The 16,301-nt window shown below is 65.6% G+C and carries 17 protein-coding genes; 10 read left to right on the top strand and 7 right to left on the bottom strand.

What is annotated here, in order from left to right:
- The first annotated feature begins 15 nt into the window (after positions 1-15).
- The gene (locus NHH88_17240; protein ID USX11460.1) at positions 16-996 is read left to right on the top strand and encodes a 2-dehydropantoate 2-reductase; all 981 of its coding nucleotides are present in this window, start codon (positions 16-18) and stop codon (positions 994-996) included.
- 100 nt (positions 997-1,096) lie between these two features.
- Here the strand turns inward: NHH88_17240 and NHH88_17235 are convergent, their stop codons facing one another.
- A complete protein-coding gene (locus NHH88_17235; GenBank protein ID USX11459.1) occupies positions 1,097-1,516 on the bottom strand; it encodes a hypothetical protein in 420 nt (139 codons plus the stop codon).
- Positions 1,517-1,703: 187 nt separating this feature from the next.
- On the opposite strand from NHH88_17235, the gene ppk2 reads away from it, so the two are divergent.
- Both ppk2 and NHH88_17225 read left to right on the top strand, forming a co-directional pair.
- On the top strand, positions 1,704-2,618 hold the full coding sequence (gene ppk2, locus NHH88_17230; protein ID USX17363.1) for a polyphosphate kinase 2: 915 nt from the start codon (positions 1,704-1,706) through the stop codon (positions 2,616-2,618).
- 31 nt (positions 2,619-2,649) lie between these two features.
- A complete protein-coding gene (locus NHH88_17225; GenBank protein USX11458.1) occupies positions 2,650-3,030 on the top strand; it encodes a VOC family protein in 381 nt (126 codons plus the stop codon).
- A gap of 3 nt (positions 3,031-3,033) precedes the next feature.
- Here the strand turns inward: NHH88_17225 and NHH88_17220 are convergent, their stop codons facing one another.
- The gene (locus tag NHH88_17220; GenBank protein USX11457.1) at positions 3,034-3,507 is read right to left on the bottom strand and encodes a hypothetical protein; all 474 of its coding nucleotides are present in this window, start codon (positions 3,505-3,507) and stop codon (positions 3,034-3,036) included.
- A gap of 56 nt (positions 3,508-3,563) precedes the next feature.
- Positions 3,564-4,016 (bottom strand): hypothetical protein, encoded by a 453-nt coding sequence (locus NHH88_17215; GenBank protein USX11456.1) that lies wholly within the window; start codon positions 4,014-4,016, stop codon positions 3,564-3,566.
- Between the two features lie 307 nt (positions 4,017-4,323).
- On the opposite strand from NHH88_17215, the gene NHH88_17210 reads away from it, so the two are divergent.
- Positions 4,324-5,028, top strand: coding sequence for a PEP-CTERM sorting domain-containing protein (locus NHH88_17210; GenBank protein USX11455.1), 705 nt, complete (start codon positions 4,324-4,326; stop codon positions 5,026-5,028).
- 70 nt (positions 5,029-5,098) lie between these two features.
- Here the strand turns inward: NHH88_17210 and NHH88_17205 are convergent, their stop codons facing one another.
- The 3 genes from NHH88_17205 to NHH88_17195 all read right to left on the bottom strand — a co-directional run bounded on the left by NHH88_17205 (position 5,099) and on the right by NHH88_17195 (position 9,235).
- Positions 5,099-5,521 carry a hypothetical protein gene (locus NHH88_17205; GenBank protein USX11454.1) on the bottom strand — a complete coding sequence of 141 codons (423 nt, stop codon included), beginning with the start codon at positions 5,519-5,521 and terminating at the stop codon, positions 5,099-5,101.
- A gap of 144 nt (positions 5,522-5,665) precedes the next feature.
- Positions 5,666-8,017: a GH92 family glycosyl hydrolase gene (locus NHH88_17200; GenBank protein USX11453.1), complete on the bottom strand. Its 2,352-nt coding sequence runs from the start codon at positions 8,015-8,017 to the stop codon at positions 5,666-5,668.
- A gap of 12 nt (positions 8,018-8,029) precedes the next feature.
- A complete protein-coding gene (locus tag NHH88_17195) occupies positions 8,030-9,235 on the bottom strand; it encodes a cyanophycinase (GenBank protein ID USX17362.1) in 1,206 nt (401 codons plus the stop codon).
- A gap of 116 nt (positions 9,236-9,351) precedes the next feature.
- On the opposite strand from NHH88_17195, the gene NHH88_17190 reads away from it, so the two are divergent.
- Genes NHH88_17190 through NHH88_17175 form a run of 4 tightly spaced genes read left to right on the top strand, consistent with a single transcriptional unit; the run spans position 9,352 to position 13,392 of the window.
- On the top strand, positions 9,352-9,855 hold the full coding sequence (locus tag NHH88_17190) for a hypothetical protein (protein USX11452.1): 504 nt from the start codon (positions 9,352-9,354) through the stop codon (positions 9,853-9,855).
- Positions 9,852-10,745, top strand: coding sequence for a tetratricopeptide repeat protein (locus tag NHH88_17185; protein USX11451.1), 894 nt, complete (start codon positions 9,852-9,854; stop codon positions 10,743-10,745). The genes NHH88_17190 and NHH88_17185 overlap by 4 nt, the downstream gene beginning before the upstream one ends.
- A gap of 11 nt (positions 10,746-10,756) precedes the next feature.
- Positions 10,757-11,977, top strand: a complete 1,221-nt coding sequence (locus NHH88_17180; GenBank protein USX11450.1) for an ATP-binding protein — start codon at positions 10,757-10,759, stop codon at positions 11,975-11,977.
- Between the two features lie 50 nt (positions 11,978-12,027).
- Positions 12,028-13,392, top strand: a complete 1,365-nt coding sequence (locus tag NHH88_17175) for an amino acid permease (protein USX11449.1) — start codon at positions 12,028-12,030, stop codon at positions 13,390-13,392.
- Positions 13,393-13,416: 24 nt separating this feature from the next.
- Here NHH88_17175 and NHH88_17170 read toward each other — a convergent pair whose 3' ends face one another.
- Positions 13,417-14,325 carry an AraC family transcriptional regulator gene (locus NHH88_17170; protein USX11448.1) on the bottom strand — a complete coding sequence of 303 codons (909 nt, stop codon included), beginning with the start codon at positions 14,323-14,325 and terminating at the stop codon, positions 13,417-13,419.
- Positions 14,326-14,423: 98 nt separating this feature from the next.
- Here NHH88_17170 and NHH88_17165 point away from each other — a divergent pair, with 98 nt between their 5' ends.
- Both NHH88_17165 and NHH88_17160 read left to right on the top strand, forming a co-directional pair.
- Positions 14,424-15,167 (top strand): SDR family oxidoreductase, encoded by a 744-nt coding sequence (locus tag NHH88_17165; protein USX11447.1) that lies wholly within the window; start codon positions 14,424-14,426, stop codon positions 15,165-15,167.
- Positions 15,168-15,320: 153 nt separating this feature from the next.
- Complete coding sequence (locus NHH88_17160; GenBank protein USX11446.1) at positions 15,321-16,232, top strand: manganese catalase family protein; 912 nt, start codon at positions 15,321-15,323, stop codon at positions 16,230-16,232.
- The last annotated feature ends 69 nt before the right edge of the window (positions 16,233-16,301 follow it).

Here is a 16,301-nt window from a genome sequence, read left to right as displayed (position 1 = left end):
TTCAGAGGAGACAACATGAAAGTATGTATCGTCGGCGCCGGGGCCATTGGCGGTTTCATCGGCACCCGTCTGGCGGCTGCGGCCGCGTGTGATTTAAGTGTGCTGGCGCGCCGCGCGGCACTCGTTTCGCTGCAAGAAAACGGTTGGCGGCTGCGCCAGGGCGACGTGCTGACCACGGCCCCGGCCCACGCCAGCGACGACGCCTCGCAGCTGGGACGCCAGGATGTGGTCATCGTCGCTGTCAAGGGCCAGGGCTTGACGGCCGTGGCGCGCGAGATCGGTCCGCTGATCGGGCCCGAGACGGTGATCCTGCCGGCCATGAACGGCGTGCCATGGTGGTTCGGCCAGGGCGTGGCCGCCATCGGCGACCAGCCGCTGGCCAGCGTCGATCCGGAGGGCTCGATCACCGCCGCCCTGCCCTACGCCCAGGTGCTCGGCTGCGTCGTGCACGCCAGCACCTCGTCGCCGGAGCCGGGCCTGGTCGCCCACAAAATGGGCAACGGCCTGATCATCGGCGAACCCGGCGGCGGCGAGTCGGCGCGCGCGCGCCAGCTCGGCGCGCTGCTGGGCGGCGCCGGCTTCGACGTCACCGTCTCCGACAACATCCGCTACGACATCTGGTACAAACTGTGGGGCAACATGACGTTGAACCCGGTGTCGGCCATCACCGGCGCCACCGCCGACCGCATCCTGGACGATCCGCTGGTGGCCGAGTTCTGCCGCGCGGCCATGCGCGAGGCGGCGCTGATCGGCGACCGCATCGGCTGCCACATCGACGAGACGCCGGAGCAGCGCCACCAGGTCACGCGCAAGCTGGGCGCCTTCAAGAGTTCGATGCTGCAGGACGCCGACGCCGGCCGCGTGCTGGAGCTGGACGCGCTGGTGGGCGCCGTGCGCGAAATCGGCCAGCGGCTGCAATTGCCCACGCCCCACATCGACGCCCTGCTCGGCCTGACCCGGTTGTTCGGCCGGGTGCACGGCCTGTATCCGAATTAAAATCGAGCCCCCTCCGAGATGGCAACTCGACGCTTGCCGCCGCGCTTAGGGGTCGGACCCGTCGGGTCCGACCCCGCCTGGCTCTGCGGGTTGGGCCCTTCTACACGCCCGGCGCCGCGCGGGTGCCCAGGATGCTGAACACCTGCTGGCGCAGCTCGCCCGGACGCCACAGCAGGCCGCCGGCGATATTATTACTGCCGAGGAAGTTGAACTGCATATCGAGGCGGCGGCGCGGATCGGTGCTGCTCAGCAAATTGGTCAAGGTCGGCCCCAGCAGGGCGACGAACGAGATCCCCTCGACAGGCACCGGCGTGAAACCGGTCAGCAGCGGCACCGACAAGGTACCGGCCAGCTTGAAGAGCGACAATTCGAAGGTGTCCACCTGCTGCGCCTGCTCCATGAGGGCTGACATCTCCCCCGCCTTGAGGGCGTCCAGGTCGGTATAGCGATAGCGCAAGGTGCCCGGCAGCGTCAAACCGTGCGGACTCTTCAATAACAAGTTATAGACCAGCTCATCCATCACAACCTCCATAGGTAAAGTCACCGCAAACATGCCTGCCTCACGAGCGAGCCAGGATTTCAGCTTACCGAGGCGGGCGCACGGCGCCATGATCAGATCGACATCGGGACGATATTGATTCGTCATCGCCAGGTCACATTCCACGCGTAAGCTGTGCCCGACCCACACCGAGGAGCATTGCGTGAAATTGAACGAGCAGGAATTGCTGGAGCGCGTACACCGCGAGCTCACCGACAGCTACGACGAGGAATTGGAGATGGAGCTGGAGGACCGCGAGATCGACCCGGTCACCAAGCTGGTCATCGAAACGGAACGCAGCGAGGCGGCCAAGGCGGCCCGCCGCCATTACTTCCGCGAACTGTTCCGCCTGCAAGCCGAGCTGGTCAAGCTGCAGGACTGGGTGGTGCACACCGGCCACAAGGTGGTGATCTTGTTCGAGGGCCGCGACGCCGCCGGCAAGGGCGGCGTGATCAAACGCATCGTGCAGCGCCTCAATCCGCGCGTTTGCCGCGTGGCCGCCCTGCCCGCGCCCAACAACCGCGAGCGCACGCAGTGGTATTTCCAGCGCTACGCCTCGCACCTGCCGGCCGCCGGCGAGATCGTCCTGTTCGACCGCAGCTGGTACAACCGCGCCGGCGTCGAGCGCGTGATGGGTTTTTGCAGCGACGAACAATACGAGGAATTCTTCCAGACTGTGCCGGAGTTCGAGCGCATGCTGGCGCGCTCGGGCATCCAGCTGATCAAATATTGGTTCTCGATCTCGGACGAGGAGCAGAACGCGCGCTTCCTGGGCCGCATCCACGATCCGCTCAAGCAATGGAAACTGAGCCCGATGGACCTGGAGTCGCGCCGCCGCTGGGAGGAATACACCAAGGCCAAGGAAATCATGCTCGAGCGCACCCACATTCCGGAGGCGCCATGGTGGGTGGTGCAAGGCGTGGACAAGAAGAAGGCCAGGCTGAACTGCATCCACCACCTGCTGGGACAGATGCCCTACATCGAAGTCGAGCATCCGGCAATCCAGCTGCCGGAGCGCGAGTACCACGACGACTACGTGCGCCGCCCGGTGCCGTCCGAAATCATCGTGCCGGAGATATACTAGGGGTCCGTACAGCCCATCCACAGGAACCAGCATGACCCTCGGAACCATCACGCCCATCCTGCGCATCTTCGACGAAGCCAAGGCGCGCGAGTTCTACATCGACTACCTGGGCTTCGGGGTCGATTGGGAACACCGTTTCGAGCCGGGCATGCCGCTCTACCTGCAAGTGTCGCGCGACGGCTGCGCGCTGCACCTGAGCGAACACCACGGCGATTGCAGCCCGGGCGCGGCGCTGCGGGTGGTTAGCGCCGACATCGACGCCCTGCACGCCGAGCTGACCGTCAAGCACTATAAATACGCCCGCCCGGGCATCGAAACGGTGCCGTGGGGCGGGCGTGAGATGTCGGTCAAAGATCCGTTCGGCAACCGGCTCACCTTCGTGTCGCTGGACGAGGCGGAAGCCGGTCCCTGAGCATCAAGCGGTCTCGTCCTGGGGAGCGGCCTCCTCTTGCGGGGCCGCGTCGCCCCGCAGGCCGAACGGAAGCTGGGTGCCCAGCAAGCTGAAAATCTGCTGGCCGAACTGCCCCGCCCGCCACACCAGCCCGCCGGCGATGTCCTGAACGTCCAGGTTGTTGAACAGCAGCCGAAGCGGACGCGCCGGGTCGGTGCCGGCCAGCACATACCCGATGGGGCCGGCCGCCGTGGCCAGGCCGATGCCGGCCACCGGCACGGGACGCACGCCGGTCAGCAGCGGCACCGACATTGTCCCGGCCAGCTGGAACACCGCCACGTCGATGTCGACCGGCTGCGGCATCGCCGCCAGCACGGCGCCGATATCGCCGCTGGGCATGAGCGCGTCCAGATCGGTGAAGCGAAGACGCAGCATGCCGGGCAGGCTCAGGCCGAACCTGCTCGTCAGTATTATATTAAAGGCAATCTCATCCATCATAACCTCCATCCATGTTGAGCGGCCACCATGCGCGGGCAATGGCGGCGAAGGGAATTTCATTGGGGGATGTCATCGGCCGACATGCCGAACGGACGCTGCGTGCCCAGCAGGCTGAACTTCATTTGCTGCGGCGTGTTGGGTTGCCACAGCATGCCGCCTCCGATGTGCGTGGCGTCGAGGAAGCTGAACTGCAGGAACAGCTGGCGCGTGGCGTCGCCGCCGTTTAACAAGGCGTTCAGCGGCAGCGGCGTCATGTCGAAGCCGAAGAGACGGCCGGCGGCCGGCAACGGACGCGAGCCGGTCAGGAATTGCACCGAGATGCTGCCCTCCAGCTCCTGGGCGCTCATGGTGATAAAGGGCCGCTCCAGCGTCTCGGTCAACAGCGCGGAGACGTCGCCGATGCTTTTTCCGGACGCCGGTTCATCGAAAATGATGCGGAAACGAAGCGTGCCTAACAGGGCAAAACCAAGCGGACTCTTCAATAACAGATCATAAATAATCTCATCCATCATAACCTCCATGCGGGTTGAGCTGCCACCATGCGCTAACGATAGTGACAGCGAGAACTTCCCTGCCTGATGGGGCAGTAGTTCAGCTTACCCGGCCGATTTGGACGCATTCTGATCAGATCGATATTGCAATCGCGGCCCGCCGCTTCAGGCGCCCGCGCCAGCGCCACCCGCCATGTCCACACATTGTGATCAAATCGGCATGGTCGGCGTTGTATCGGCCCGCACGCTTGAGATTTTACATTTACAATTCCTGAGTGCAATTATTATAATAAGTTCCCTACTTCACACAGAGATTGGAATGGCTATGACCTGGACAACCAAGATGAACGCAAGCGTCGGCGCGGTGGCGCTGGCCTTGCTGTCGGCCGCCAGCCCGACGCATGCCGAGACCGTGACCTACACTTTCACCGCCGTGGTCGATCGCGTGCTCGCTCTGTCGAAAGGCCAGGGGGGCTATGTCGATAGCGCCAACTTGGCGGGCCATCACATGGCGGTGAACGACCAACTGACGGGACGCATCAGCTTTGATACGGCCAACCCGTCTTCCTTCTTCGACTACGGCAGCTACAGCCTGAGCACGTTGCCCACGTTCAGCATGGAATACAGCTTCAAGTCGGGCCAGAACAATTACGCCAGCGCCCACACGGGCGCGGTGACGGTGGTGAACGGACCCGGTAACGATTCGATCGCCCTCGACAACACCAATTATGAAGGGAGCGCACAGCCCGACCTGAGCGGCGGCGCGGGGCTGGGTTTCACGGACGCCAGTGGCGGCTATCTCAATTCGACAGCGCTGCCGTCGGCGCTCGACATCGCCTACAAGGACCTGGTGTCGACCATCGGCGGCGGCTGGTACCGTCAAAGCGACGACTACGGCGTCTCCTTCTGGGGCACGCTCACCTCGATCCAGCGGGTCCAGGTATCCGCCGTTCCCGAGCCGGAATCGGCCTTGCTGATGCTCGCGGGACTCGGCGTGATCGGCGCGGCGCTGCGCAAACGCCGCGCCTGAGCACCCCGGATGCAACAAGGGCGCCACTCCCATGGCGCCCTTCCCCACCATCCGCACCCGGCCCCCCGCTTCACATCGGGAATGCAAGCTGCGTGCCCAGTACACTGAACAGCAACGTGTCCGGCTGGCCTGGCTTCCAGGTCAGGCCGCCGCCGATGTGGGTGGCGTCGATCGGATTGATTTGCAGGCTGAGGCCGCGCGTATCGTCGGTGCTGGAGAACAGCACCGTCAGCAGGCCCGCCGGACTGCCGAAGCCGATGCCGCTGATCGGCACCGGCGTCAGCCCGGTCAGCAGCGGCACCGAGATCGTGCCCTCGGCCGGCAGGATGAACAGCTCGATGGTGGGCCGGTCGATCGTCGCGCCCATCAGCGCTTGCATGTCGCGGGTGCGGGCGTCGGCGGCAAGATCGGTGAAGCGGTAGCGCAACGTGCCAAGCAGGGTCAATCCTTGCGTACCCTTCAACAGCAGACTGTAGACAAATTCATCCATCATAACCTCCGTCCAGGTTGAGTGGTCACCAAGCGCGAGCAATAGTGACGAAGAGAACTTCCCGCCCGATATGGCGAAAGTCCAGCTTACCCAGCCCAACGGGGAGCGATATGATCCGATCGACATTTCCTGCTGTTCGTCGAACGATTAGTAGGCCGTTTGCGTGTACGGGCGCGCCGCCGCGCCCCTGCCCCACGCCTTGTTCGGTTCCTTGTCCATCGTAAACACCAGCTCGCCACCGGCCATGATTTGCTCGTGGCGCAGGAAAGTCTGCGCCAGCGGCTTGCCGTTCAAGGTCACGCCGGCGACATAGGCGTTGTCGGCGCTCATGCCCACCGCGCGGATGGTGAAGGTCTTGCCGTTGGGCAGATTCATCACCGCCTTGTCCAGGAAGGGACGGCCGATCACGTACTCGTTGCTGCCCGGCGCCACCGGATAGAAGCCCAGCGCCGTGAAGGCCAGCCAGGCCGACATCTGCCCCAGATCGTCGTTGCCCGACAAGCCCTGCGGCGTGGCGTTGTACTGCGACGCCACCACCTGCGTCAGGCGCTGCTGGGTCTTCCACGGCGCGCCGGCGAAGTTGTACAGATAGGCCACGTGGTGCGACGGCTCGTTGCCGTGCGCGTAGTGGCCGATCAGGCCGGAGATATCCTCCATGTGCGCGTAGACGTTGTCGTCGACCTTGGCGTCGAACATCATGTCGATCTTATTTTGCAAACCGGCATCTCCGCCGAGCATCTTGATCAGGCCGGCGTTATCGTGCGGCGAATACCAGGAATATTGCCAGGCGCTGCCCTCGGTGTAGTCGCTGCCGAAGTTCGAGCGCACCGGATCGAACGGCTCGCGGAACTTGCCGTCCGACTTTTTCGCCCGCAGGAAGCCGGTCTTGGTGTCGAAGGAGTTGCGGTAGTTCAGCGCCCGCTTGTAATAGCGCGCGGCGACGTCCTTCTTGCCCATCTTCTCCGCCATGCGCGCGATGGTCCAGTCGTCGAACGCGTATTCGACCGTCTTCGACGCCGCCTCCGGCTCCAGGTCGATCGGCACATAGCCGAGCTTCATGTAGTGCTGAAGGCCGCCGTAGGGACCATATTCGGCGCTACTGGTCATGGCCTTGAGGGCCTCCTCGGCGTCGAAGCCTTTCATCCCCTTCATGTAGGCGTCGGCGATGACCGGCACCGCGTGGTAACCGATCATGCACCACGTCTCCAGCCCGTGGTACTGCCACACCGGCAGGATGCCGTAGGGGCTGGCCTTTTGCGAGGCGATCAGCGAGCGCACGAAATCGACGTTGCGCTGCTCCGGCTGGATCATTGTCAGCAGCGGATGCAGCGCGCGGTAGGTGTCCCACAGCGAGAAGGTCGAATGGAAGCGGAAACCGTCGGCCTGGTGGACCTCGTTGTCCGGCCCGCGATAGCGGCCGTCGCGGTCCATGAACAGGCCGGGCGCCAGCATGCTGTGGTACAGCGCCGTGTAGACCATGGTCTTCATCGGCGCGGCCGCCTCGATCGCCACCGCGCCGAGCGCCTGGTTCCACGCGGCCGAGGCGCTGGCGCGTTCGGCGTCGAAGTCCCAGCCCGGCATTTCGGCCAGGTTGGCGATCGCGCCCTCCTCGCTGACGGCGGATATCGCCACCTTCGCCAGCAGCTTGCCGTCGGCCGGCACGCCGAATTCCAGCGCGCCGACCAGCGCCTTGCCCTCGACGAAAGGCTTGAGGTTCGGGTCGGCGCCGGGGCCGCTGCCCGGACTGGCGAAGCCCTTGTATTCGATATCGGTCTCCATGTTGCGCAGCGCGCGCGCCGTCAGCGGCTGCGAGAACGCGATAGCGAAGTACAGCTGGCGGCCGGCCGCCCAGCCGCGCGTCTCGCGCATGCCGGTGATCAGCTTATCGTCGCGCACGCGCAGGCGCGACCACAGGTTCTTGGCCTTGTAATCGTAGATGCTGCTGCGCAGGTCCAGTATCACCTTGGCCGGCGCGCCGGCCGCGTAGCGGTAGCGGTGCAGCCCCACCCGCTCGCTGGCGGTCAGCTCGACATCGACCTCGTTGTCGAGCAGCTTGACAGCGTAGTAGCCCGGCTCCGCGCGTTCGTCCTTGTGGCTGAAGCGTGAGCGGTAGCCGCTGAAGGGACGCTCGGGGTAGCCCGGTTCCAGCTTGGTCTCGCCGCTGTAGGGCATCAACAGCACGTCGCCCAGGTCCGAATGGCCGCTGCCGGAAAAGTGCGTGTGCGAGAAGCCGAGGATGCTGTCGTCCTCGTAGCGGTAGCCGGCGGCCCACGGATAGCTCTGGCGGAAAGGCCGCACCTGCGTGTCAGGGCTCAGTTGGATCATGCCGAACGGGCGGGCCGCGCCGGGGAAGGTGTGGCCGTCGCCGCCGGTGCCGATGAAGACATTCACGGCGGCGGCGGGACTGTCTGGCGCCGCCGCGGTGGCGGCCTGCGACATCGAGGGGATCAACAGGGCCAGCGCCAGCGCGCCGGCCGGCAGCAAGGTAATCGCGTTCATCGGCTTCCTTTATTATTTATACCAGGGGCGTGTCACTTGCAGCGGCCGGACGTCGAGGCGCATATCCAGCACCGTGTAGGCGTCCATCGTGGCGGAGCTGTAGCCGGTGGTGCCGGCGTCGCGCGTCAGCTTGAACTCGAATCCGAGGTCCTGGCGCGGGTCCAGCGGCCCGGCCGTGGCGATGCCGATCGCCTGCGTCTCGCTGTTGTCGACCAGCTTGGACATCAGGATCAGGATGGTGTTGTGGCCGAGGACATCGGTCGAATACACCGGCTCCTTCAGATACGGCTTTTTCGGATCGACCTTGCCTTCGATCTTGTCGGCGGACGGCGTGTACTTGTGCGTGGCCAGGTCGTAGCGGTCGTCGCGGTCAAGATAGCTCAGACGCACATTGGACAGGTTGAAGTCCTTGACCTTGGGATCGACCTTGGCCTGCGCCAGGTCGACCAGCAGCGCGCCCTGGTAGCCCACCACCTCCACGTGGCGGCGGCCGGTGATGATGACGGCCGAGTTTTCATCGATGCCGATGCCCAGCTTGTAGCCCTTTTTCAGCATGGCCGGCAGCATGCGCGCGAAGCGCCCGCGCGCCAGCAGGTGCTGGTCGACGAAGATGTCGTCGCCGATGAAACCGAGGCCGGTGGCCAGCTCGCGGCCGTTGACGCCCTCGCTCAGGGTCCCGAAGACGGTCTTGGCGTCGTAGAACATGGTACTGCTCATGATGGCCGCGCCGGCGCTGGTGCCTGCGATGACGCCGCCGCGCCGGTAGACATCCCAGATCGCCTCCAGCACCGCCGTGCGGGTGCCGTCCGGGCGCACCAGCGCCTGCGTGATCAGCGCCTGGTCGCCGCCGGAGAAGTAGACGCCGCCGGCGTCGCGGATCGAGGCGGCCAGCGTCTCGTCCTCGGCGTCGCGTTTGTAGTCGCGGTCTTTCATCTTCACGGCAATCGGCACCACGAAGGCCGCCGCGCCGTACTTGTTCAGCCCCGCCGCCAGATAGGCGCCGGCGCGCGCCGGATTGCCCGAGGCGCTGGGAAGCACGGCGATGCGGGCGCCGGGGCCGCCGGCCAGCTGCACCATGCGCTGCCAGATCACGGCGTTATCGCCGCGCACCGCGCCGCCGGCGATCAGCAGCGAGCCTTTGGGCGACTCGTCCTGCTGCTTGACCGGGGTGCGCAGCGGCTCCGTGGCGCGCGCCAGCGGCACGGCCGCCAGCAACATCAAAGCCAAAGGCACATTCAGTGCCAACCTGCGCGCCGCATGAACAATACTTGCCATATGTATGTACCCAAAGTGATATTGATGAAAGAGTACCAAATTTATTGGCGGTGGTGAGTATGAATTTGGTAATATGGCTGGTTGCCTTTTCCATCACCCCCATGCGCGAACACCTGCTCACCCCCTCGCTGTCGGCCCACGCATCGCCGGCCACGCTGTATTCGATCAGATCGAGCTTCCTGGTCGCCGTGTTCGGCGGCCCGCTGGCGATCCTGCTTTACGCCTCGCTCAATTCCTGGCGCCTGCGGCGCGCCGCCGACATCCCGGTCTACATCGCCGGCCTGGCGCTGCTGGTCGCGCTGCTCTACGCGGCGATCGCGGCCCCGCACACGCTCTCCGGCCTGGCCGGATTCCTCGGCAAGGACACCATGCGCGCCCTGTCAAGCGCGCTGTCGATGGGACTTTGCGGCGTGTTCTACCTGCTGCACAAGAAACAGCACCGCTCCGCCGCGCTGTTCGACACCAAGCCGCCATCGCCATGGATACCGGCCATCGCCTGCATGGTGGCGGGCTACTTCGGCATCCGCGGCATCGTGACGTTGATGGCGGGATCGCTGGCATGAGCGACGGCGCACAACTGACACCGCGCGCCTATGCGCTCCAGCTGGAAGGCTTGATCGAGCGCCGCCGCTACCAACAGGCGCGCGAACTGCTGGCCGACGCGCTGCGCCAATATCCCGACGACCCGCGCCTGCTGTTCTCCTCGGCCCACGTCGATTATCTCACCGACGACAAGGAAGACGCGCGCCATACGCTGCAACAGATCCTGGCGCGCCACCCGGACGACTACCTGGCGCGTTCGCTGATGGTCAACATCCATCGCGACGCCGAGGAGCTGGAGCAGGCCGAAGCCGTGCTGCTCGATCTGCTGCGCGAGTATCCGGAGGCGGCCTACGAGTACGCCCGCTACGCGATGCTGATGTACCGCACCATGCATATCGATAAAGCCAAGGAACTGGCGCGCGAGGCGCTGCGGTTGGACCCCAACGACGAACTGGCGCTGACGGCCTGCCTGATCGGCGACATCATCGACGGCCGCCCCGACGCCGAACGCGCCAGCCTTGCGTCGCTGATGCAGGGGCATCCGGAGAGCGAAAGCACGGCGCGCATGCTGATCACCCACCTGGTCGGGCGTGGCCGCTACCGCGCCGCCAAGCGCATCGCCATTGAACTGCTCAAACTCTACCCGCACTCGCGCGAGGTGCTGGAGCTGGTGGTGCAGCTGGAAGCGCTGAGCCACTGGAGCATGCTGCCGCTGTGGCCACTGAACCGCTGGGGCTGGGGCGCGTCCGCCGCGCTCTACTTCATCGCCCTGCTGGGGATGAACCTGATCCGCCGCGACGCGCCGCTGGCCGCCGATATCGCCACCTACACGATCCTGGGATACTGCGCGTATTCCTGGGTCTACCCCTCCCTGCTCACGCGCTGGCTCAAACGCCGCGCCGGACTTTGAACGGAATGACCATGCACCGCGAAGAACTAGAAACCGCCCTGGTAAGCGATCCATTCAACGTCGCCAACCGCCTGGCCTACGCCGGCCTGCTGCTGGCGGCGGGCGACGCGCAGGCGGCGCTGACCCAATTCGAACTGGCCGAACGCCAGCGCGCCGACGCCGCCGCCCTCACCGGCAAGGCGCAAGCCCTGCTGGCATTGAAACGCGACGCCGAGGCGCTGGCCGCCTACACCGCCGCGCGCCAGCACGACGGCTTTGCGCCGGTGGAGGAGCTGGAACAGCTGCAGCAGCGCGCCCGCCCCTCGTCCGGTCCGGCCTTGTCGCTGGTGGGCGCCTCGGCCAACGTGGTCGCGCTCAAGCCGCAGCCGCCCGGGCAGATCGGCTTCGCCGACGTCGGCGGCATGGAGGACTTGAAGAAGACGCTGCGCTTGCACATCATCGAACCGTTCCTGCGCCCCGGCCTGTTCGCCAAGTTTAAAAAGAGCGGCGGCGGCGGCATCCTGCTGTACGGACCACCCGGCTGCGGCAAGACCATGATCGCCCGCGCCATCGCCGGCGAATGCAAGGCGTCCTTCATCTCGGTGGGCATCAGCGAAGTGCTGAACATGTGGATGGGTGAGAGCGAGCGCAATCTGGCGCAACTGTTCGAGAAGGCGCGCGCGCAAAAACCGTGCGTGCTGTTCTTCGACGAACTCGACGCGCTGGCGTTTTCGCGCTCGAAGGCGCACAGCGAGCATAGCCGCACCATCGTCAACGAATTCCTGTCCCAGCTCGACGGCTTCGAGCGCGACAACCGCGACGTGCTGTTCCTGGCCGCGACCAATATGCCGTGGGACGTCGACCAGGCCATGAAACGCACCGGACGCTTCTCGCGCCAGCTGTTCGTGCCGCCGCCGGACGCCGAGGCGCGCAAGCATATCGTCGAGATCAAGCTGCGCGACATCCCGGTCGAAGGCGTCGATGTCGACGCGCTGGTGGCGGCCACGCCGCACTTCTCCGGCGCCGACATCGACGGCCTGGTCGACCTGGCCAAGGAAAGCACGCTGCACGATATCCTGTCGGGCAACCCGGAGCGGCCGATCGGCCCGGCCGATATTGCCTACGCGCTCGACCTGATGCAGCCGTCGACGGTGGAATGGCTCAAGACCGCCCGCAACCTGGTGCGCTACGCCGGCAGCGACGACAGCTACCGCGACGTCGAAAAGTACCTGAAGAAGACCAAGTTCGTTTGACGCCGCTTGTTCAGCGCCCATTCACCCAACCCAAACTGACCGCCGACACCGTGGATACCAACACCCAGCAAGGCAATGAACTCAAGCGCGGCCTCAAAAGCCGCCATATCCAGCTGATCGCGCTGGGCGGCGCCATCGGCACCGGACTTTTCCTCGGCATCGCGCAGACGATCCAGATGGCCGGGCCGTCGGTGCTGCTGGGCTACGGCGTGGCCGGCATCATCGCCTTCTTCATCATGCGCCAGCTCGGCGAGATGGTGGTCGACGAGCCGGTGGCCGGCTCGTTCAGCCACTTCGCCGACAAATACTGCGGCAACATGGCCGGTTTCCTCTCCGGCTGGAACTACTGGGTGCTGTATGTGCTGGTCAGCATGGCCGAGCTGACGGCGGTCGGCATCTACGTCCAGTACTGGTGGCCGGGGATACCGACGTGGGTGTCGGCGCTGGCCTTCTTCGTTATCATCAACGGCATCAGCCTGGCCAACGTGAAAGCCTTCGGCGAAATGGAATTCTGGTTCGCCATCATCAAGGTGGTGGCCATCGTCGGCATGATCGGTTTCGGCGGCTATCTGCTGGTGTCGGGCGAAGCAGGCCCGCAGGCCACCATCGCCAACCTGTGGCAGCACGGCGGCTTCTTCCCCAACGGCTTCGGCGGCCTGGTGATGGCCATGGCCGTCATCATGTTCTCGTTCGGCGGCCTGGAACTGATCGGCATCACCGCCGCCGAGGCCGACGACCCGACCCGCACCATCCCCAAGGCCACCAACCAGGCCATCTACCGCATCCTGATCTTCTACATCGGCGCGCTGGGCATCCTGCTGTCGCTGTACCCGTGGCAAAAGGTGGTGACCGGCGGCAGCCCGTTCGTGCTGATCTTCCAGGCGCTCAACAGCAACATGGTGGCGCACGTGCTCAACGCAGTGGTGCTGACGGCCGCGCTGTCGGTGTACAACAGCTGCGTCTACGCCAACACCCGCATGCTGTACGGCCTGGCGAAACAGGGCAACGCGCCGCGCGTGCTGCTGACCGTGAACCGGCGCGGCGTGCCGCTGGCGGCGCTGGGCGTGTCGGCGCTGGCGACCGGCATCTGCGTGGCCGTCAACTACTTCATGCCTGGCAAGGCCTTCGGCTTCCTGATGGGGCTGGTGGTGTCCGCGCTGATCATCAACTGGGCCATGATCAGCTGGATCCACTTGCGCTTCCGCGCGCGGAAAAAAGTCGAGGGCAAGACCACGCTGTTCCGCAGCCTGGGCTACCCGCTGACCAACTACCTGTGCCTGGCCTTCCTGGCCGGCATCCTGGTGGTCATGTACCTGACGCCGGACCTGCAGCTGTCGGTGTACCTGATCCCGGTGTGGCTGATCGCGCTCAGCGCCGGTTACTGGTTGCGCCAGCGAAGGGCCGGCGCGAACTGAGGAGGAAATGCGTTGCGCCGGGGGTTACGCTTGCGCCGGCCCCTCGCGCGCATAGCGGCTCGGCGGCTGCCCCACATGCCGGCTGAACGCGATGCTGAACGTGCTCGCCGAGCTGTAGCCTACCCGTTCGGCGACCTCGGCTAGCGCCAAACCGTGGCGGCGCAGCAGATCCTTGGCCAGCGCCATGCGCCACGCCAGCAGGTATTCCATCGGCGGCATGCCCACAGCGCGCAGAAAGCGCTCAAAGAACGTCGAGCGCGACAGCGCGGCGTTCTTCGCCAGCTGCGCCATCGTCCACGGACGCCCGGGATCGGCGTGCATCTGCCGCATCGCCAGCGCCAGCCGCGCGTCGGCCAATCCCCGCAGCAGCCCCGGCGGCGCATCTTCGCCGGGTGTCGAGCGCAGCGCCTCGATCAGCAGCACTTCCACCAGCCGCGTGAGCACCAGGTCACGCCCCGTCCGTTGGGCCACCGCCTCCTCTCCGACCAGCCGCACCAGCAAAGCCAGCCGTTCAACGCCCCGTATATGCATCTGCGCCGGCAGCAGCGACACGAGCAACGCGGCGTCAGGCGAATCGAAGAGGAAGAAGCCGCCCAGCAAGCGCACATCGGGCGGCCCGCCTTGCGTGCCGTGGCGGATCTCATCCGTTGGCGCCGGCGCCGCTTTGGGGTCGATGTCAATCGGCGTCACCGGCTCGAAGCCCGACAAGGTGAAGCCCGGCGTGGCTGGCAACAGCACGAAGTCACCGGCGGCGAGCGTGATCGGCTGCTGGCCGTCGACCGCGAGCAGGCAGGAACCCTCGAGCACGGCGCAAAAGCTCGGCTGCCCGAAGTCGCCGTAGCGTACGCCCCAGCGGCCGGCGCCGCTGATGCACTTGGAATACACCGTGCGTGGCTGGAGCATTGCGATGACCTCCGAGAGTGGGTCGTTCATGTCTGGACTCTTGTAAGCGGATTCTGGACTTTCGATTGTAGTTCGTCCGGCGCATTTTCGCTATCGTTAAGCCTTGCTAACCAACAAGGACCAACATCATGAAAACAGTACTGATCACCGGCTGCTCTTCCGGCTACGGCCGCGCCAGCGCCCTGCACTTCCACGCCCAGGGCTGGAACGTGCTCGCCACCATGCGCACGCCGAGCGAGGACGGGCTGCCGCGCTTGGACCGGCTGAGCATCCTGGAGCTCGACGTCACCAAGCCCGAGAGCATCGCGTCGGTGCTCGACGCCTGCGGGCCCATCGACGTGCTGGTGAACAATGCGGGCATCGGCGTCGTCGGCGCCTTCGAGGCCACGCCGATGACCACCGTGCGCGAGGTATTCGAGACCAACACCTTCGGCGTGATGGCGATGACGCAGGCGGTGCTGCCCCAATTCCGCGCGCGCAGGTCCGGCGTGATCGTCAATGTGACCTCCAGCGCGACCTTGGCGCGGATGCCGTTGGCCGCCGCGTACACCGCGAGCAAGGCGGCCATCGAAGGATTCACCGGGTCGCTCGCGTTCGAACTGGCGCACTTCGACGTGCAGGCCAAGCTGGTGGAACCCGGCTACGGCCCGACGACGAACTTCGCCAGCAACGGCGGCGCGCGCATGGCCGGCCTGATTCCCGAGGCCTATATGCCGTTCGCCGAGCCGATCTTCGCAGGATACGCGCGGCCGGCGGCGGTGACCACCGAGCCGGACGTGGCCGAGATGGTATGGCGCGCCGCGAACGATATCACCGGACAGCTTCGATTCCCGGCGGGCGCCGATGCGATCGCATTGGCACAGTCGAGGTGAACGGAGATAACGCGCGCGGTCGGCCAGCTCTCCTACATGGCGCTACGCGGTATTCCTATGTCACCGCTTTTCCCAAACGCGCACCATCTTCCGACGGGCGTCGCGGGAGGCCGCGCCGCCTCGTGCTCAACCACACCATGAGGAGAGACCCACATGTTTGCCCACAACAAAAGGCTGCAATACACGGTGCGCGTCGGCGAAACCAATCCCGGCCTGGCCAATCTGATGCTCGAACAATTCGGCGGTCCGCAAGGCGAGCTGGCCGCCGCCATGCGCTATTTCACCCAGGCGGTGGCCGAGGACGACCCCGGCCGGCGCGACATGCTCTACGATATCGCCACCGAGGAGCTCAGCCACCTGGAGGTCATCGGCAATATCGTCGTCATGCTCAACAAGGGCTCCAAGGCCGAGCTGGCCGAGGGCGTCGACCAGGCCGGCGAGCTGTATCGCAAGATCAGCGGCGCCGGCAACGACAGCCACGTGACGCAGGTGCTGTACGGCGCCGGCGCGCCGCTGACCAACTCCGGCGGCGTGCCGTGGACGGCGGCCTACATCGACACCATCGGCGAGCCGACGGCCGACCTGCGCTCGAACATCGCCGCCGAGGCGCGCGCCAAGATCGTCTACGAGCGGCTGATCAACCTGACCGACGACCCCGGCGTCAAGGAGGCGCTGGGCTTCCTGATGACGCGCGAGATCGCGCACCAGAAATCGTTCGAGAAGGCGCTGTACGCGATCCAGCCCAACTTCCCGCCGGGGAAAATGCCGGGCCAACCCGCCTTCACCAGCGTCTATTTCAACATGTCGCAGGGCGGACCGGAGGTGCAAGGGCCGTGGAACGAAGGCGGCGACTGGAAAGTGGTCAGCGACCGCGACCAGCAGATGGCGGTCGACGGCGGCGACGGCCTGGCCACCGTCCAGGTCACCAACGAGGAGCGCGCGCTACTCGACCAGATGGCGGTGCGCACCATGTCCGATCCCGAGACCGAGCCGCTGACCGGCGCCGAGCTGGGCATGGGCATCGGCCAGAACATCGCTGGCAAGGACGGGACGGCGTCGCACTAGCAACGGCCGCACGCCCGATAGCATAAAGGGCTCCATCGGAGCCCTTTGTTCATGCCTGCGCCGGTCGCC

The organism is Oxalobacteraceae bacterium OTU3CAMAD1 (assembly GCA_024123915.1).
Lineage (GTDB): Bacteria > Pseudomonadota > Gammaproteobacteria > Burkholderiales > Burkholderiaceae_D > Rugamonas.
The sequence above is the reverse complement of the archived record's forward strand: the minus strand, read 5'-3'. Positions and strand labels throughout refer to the sequence as shown.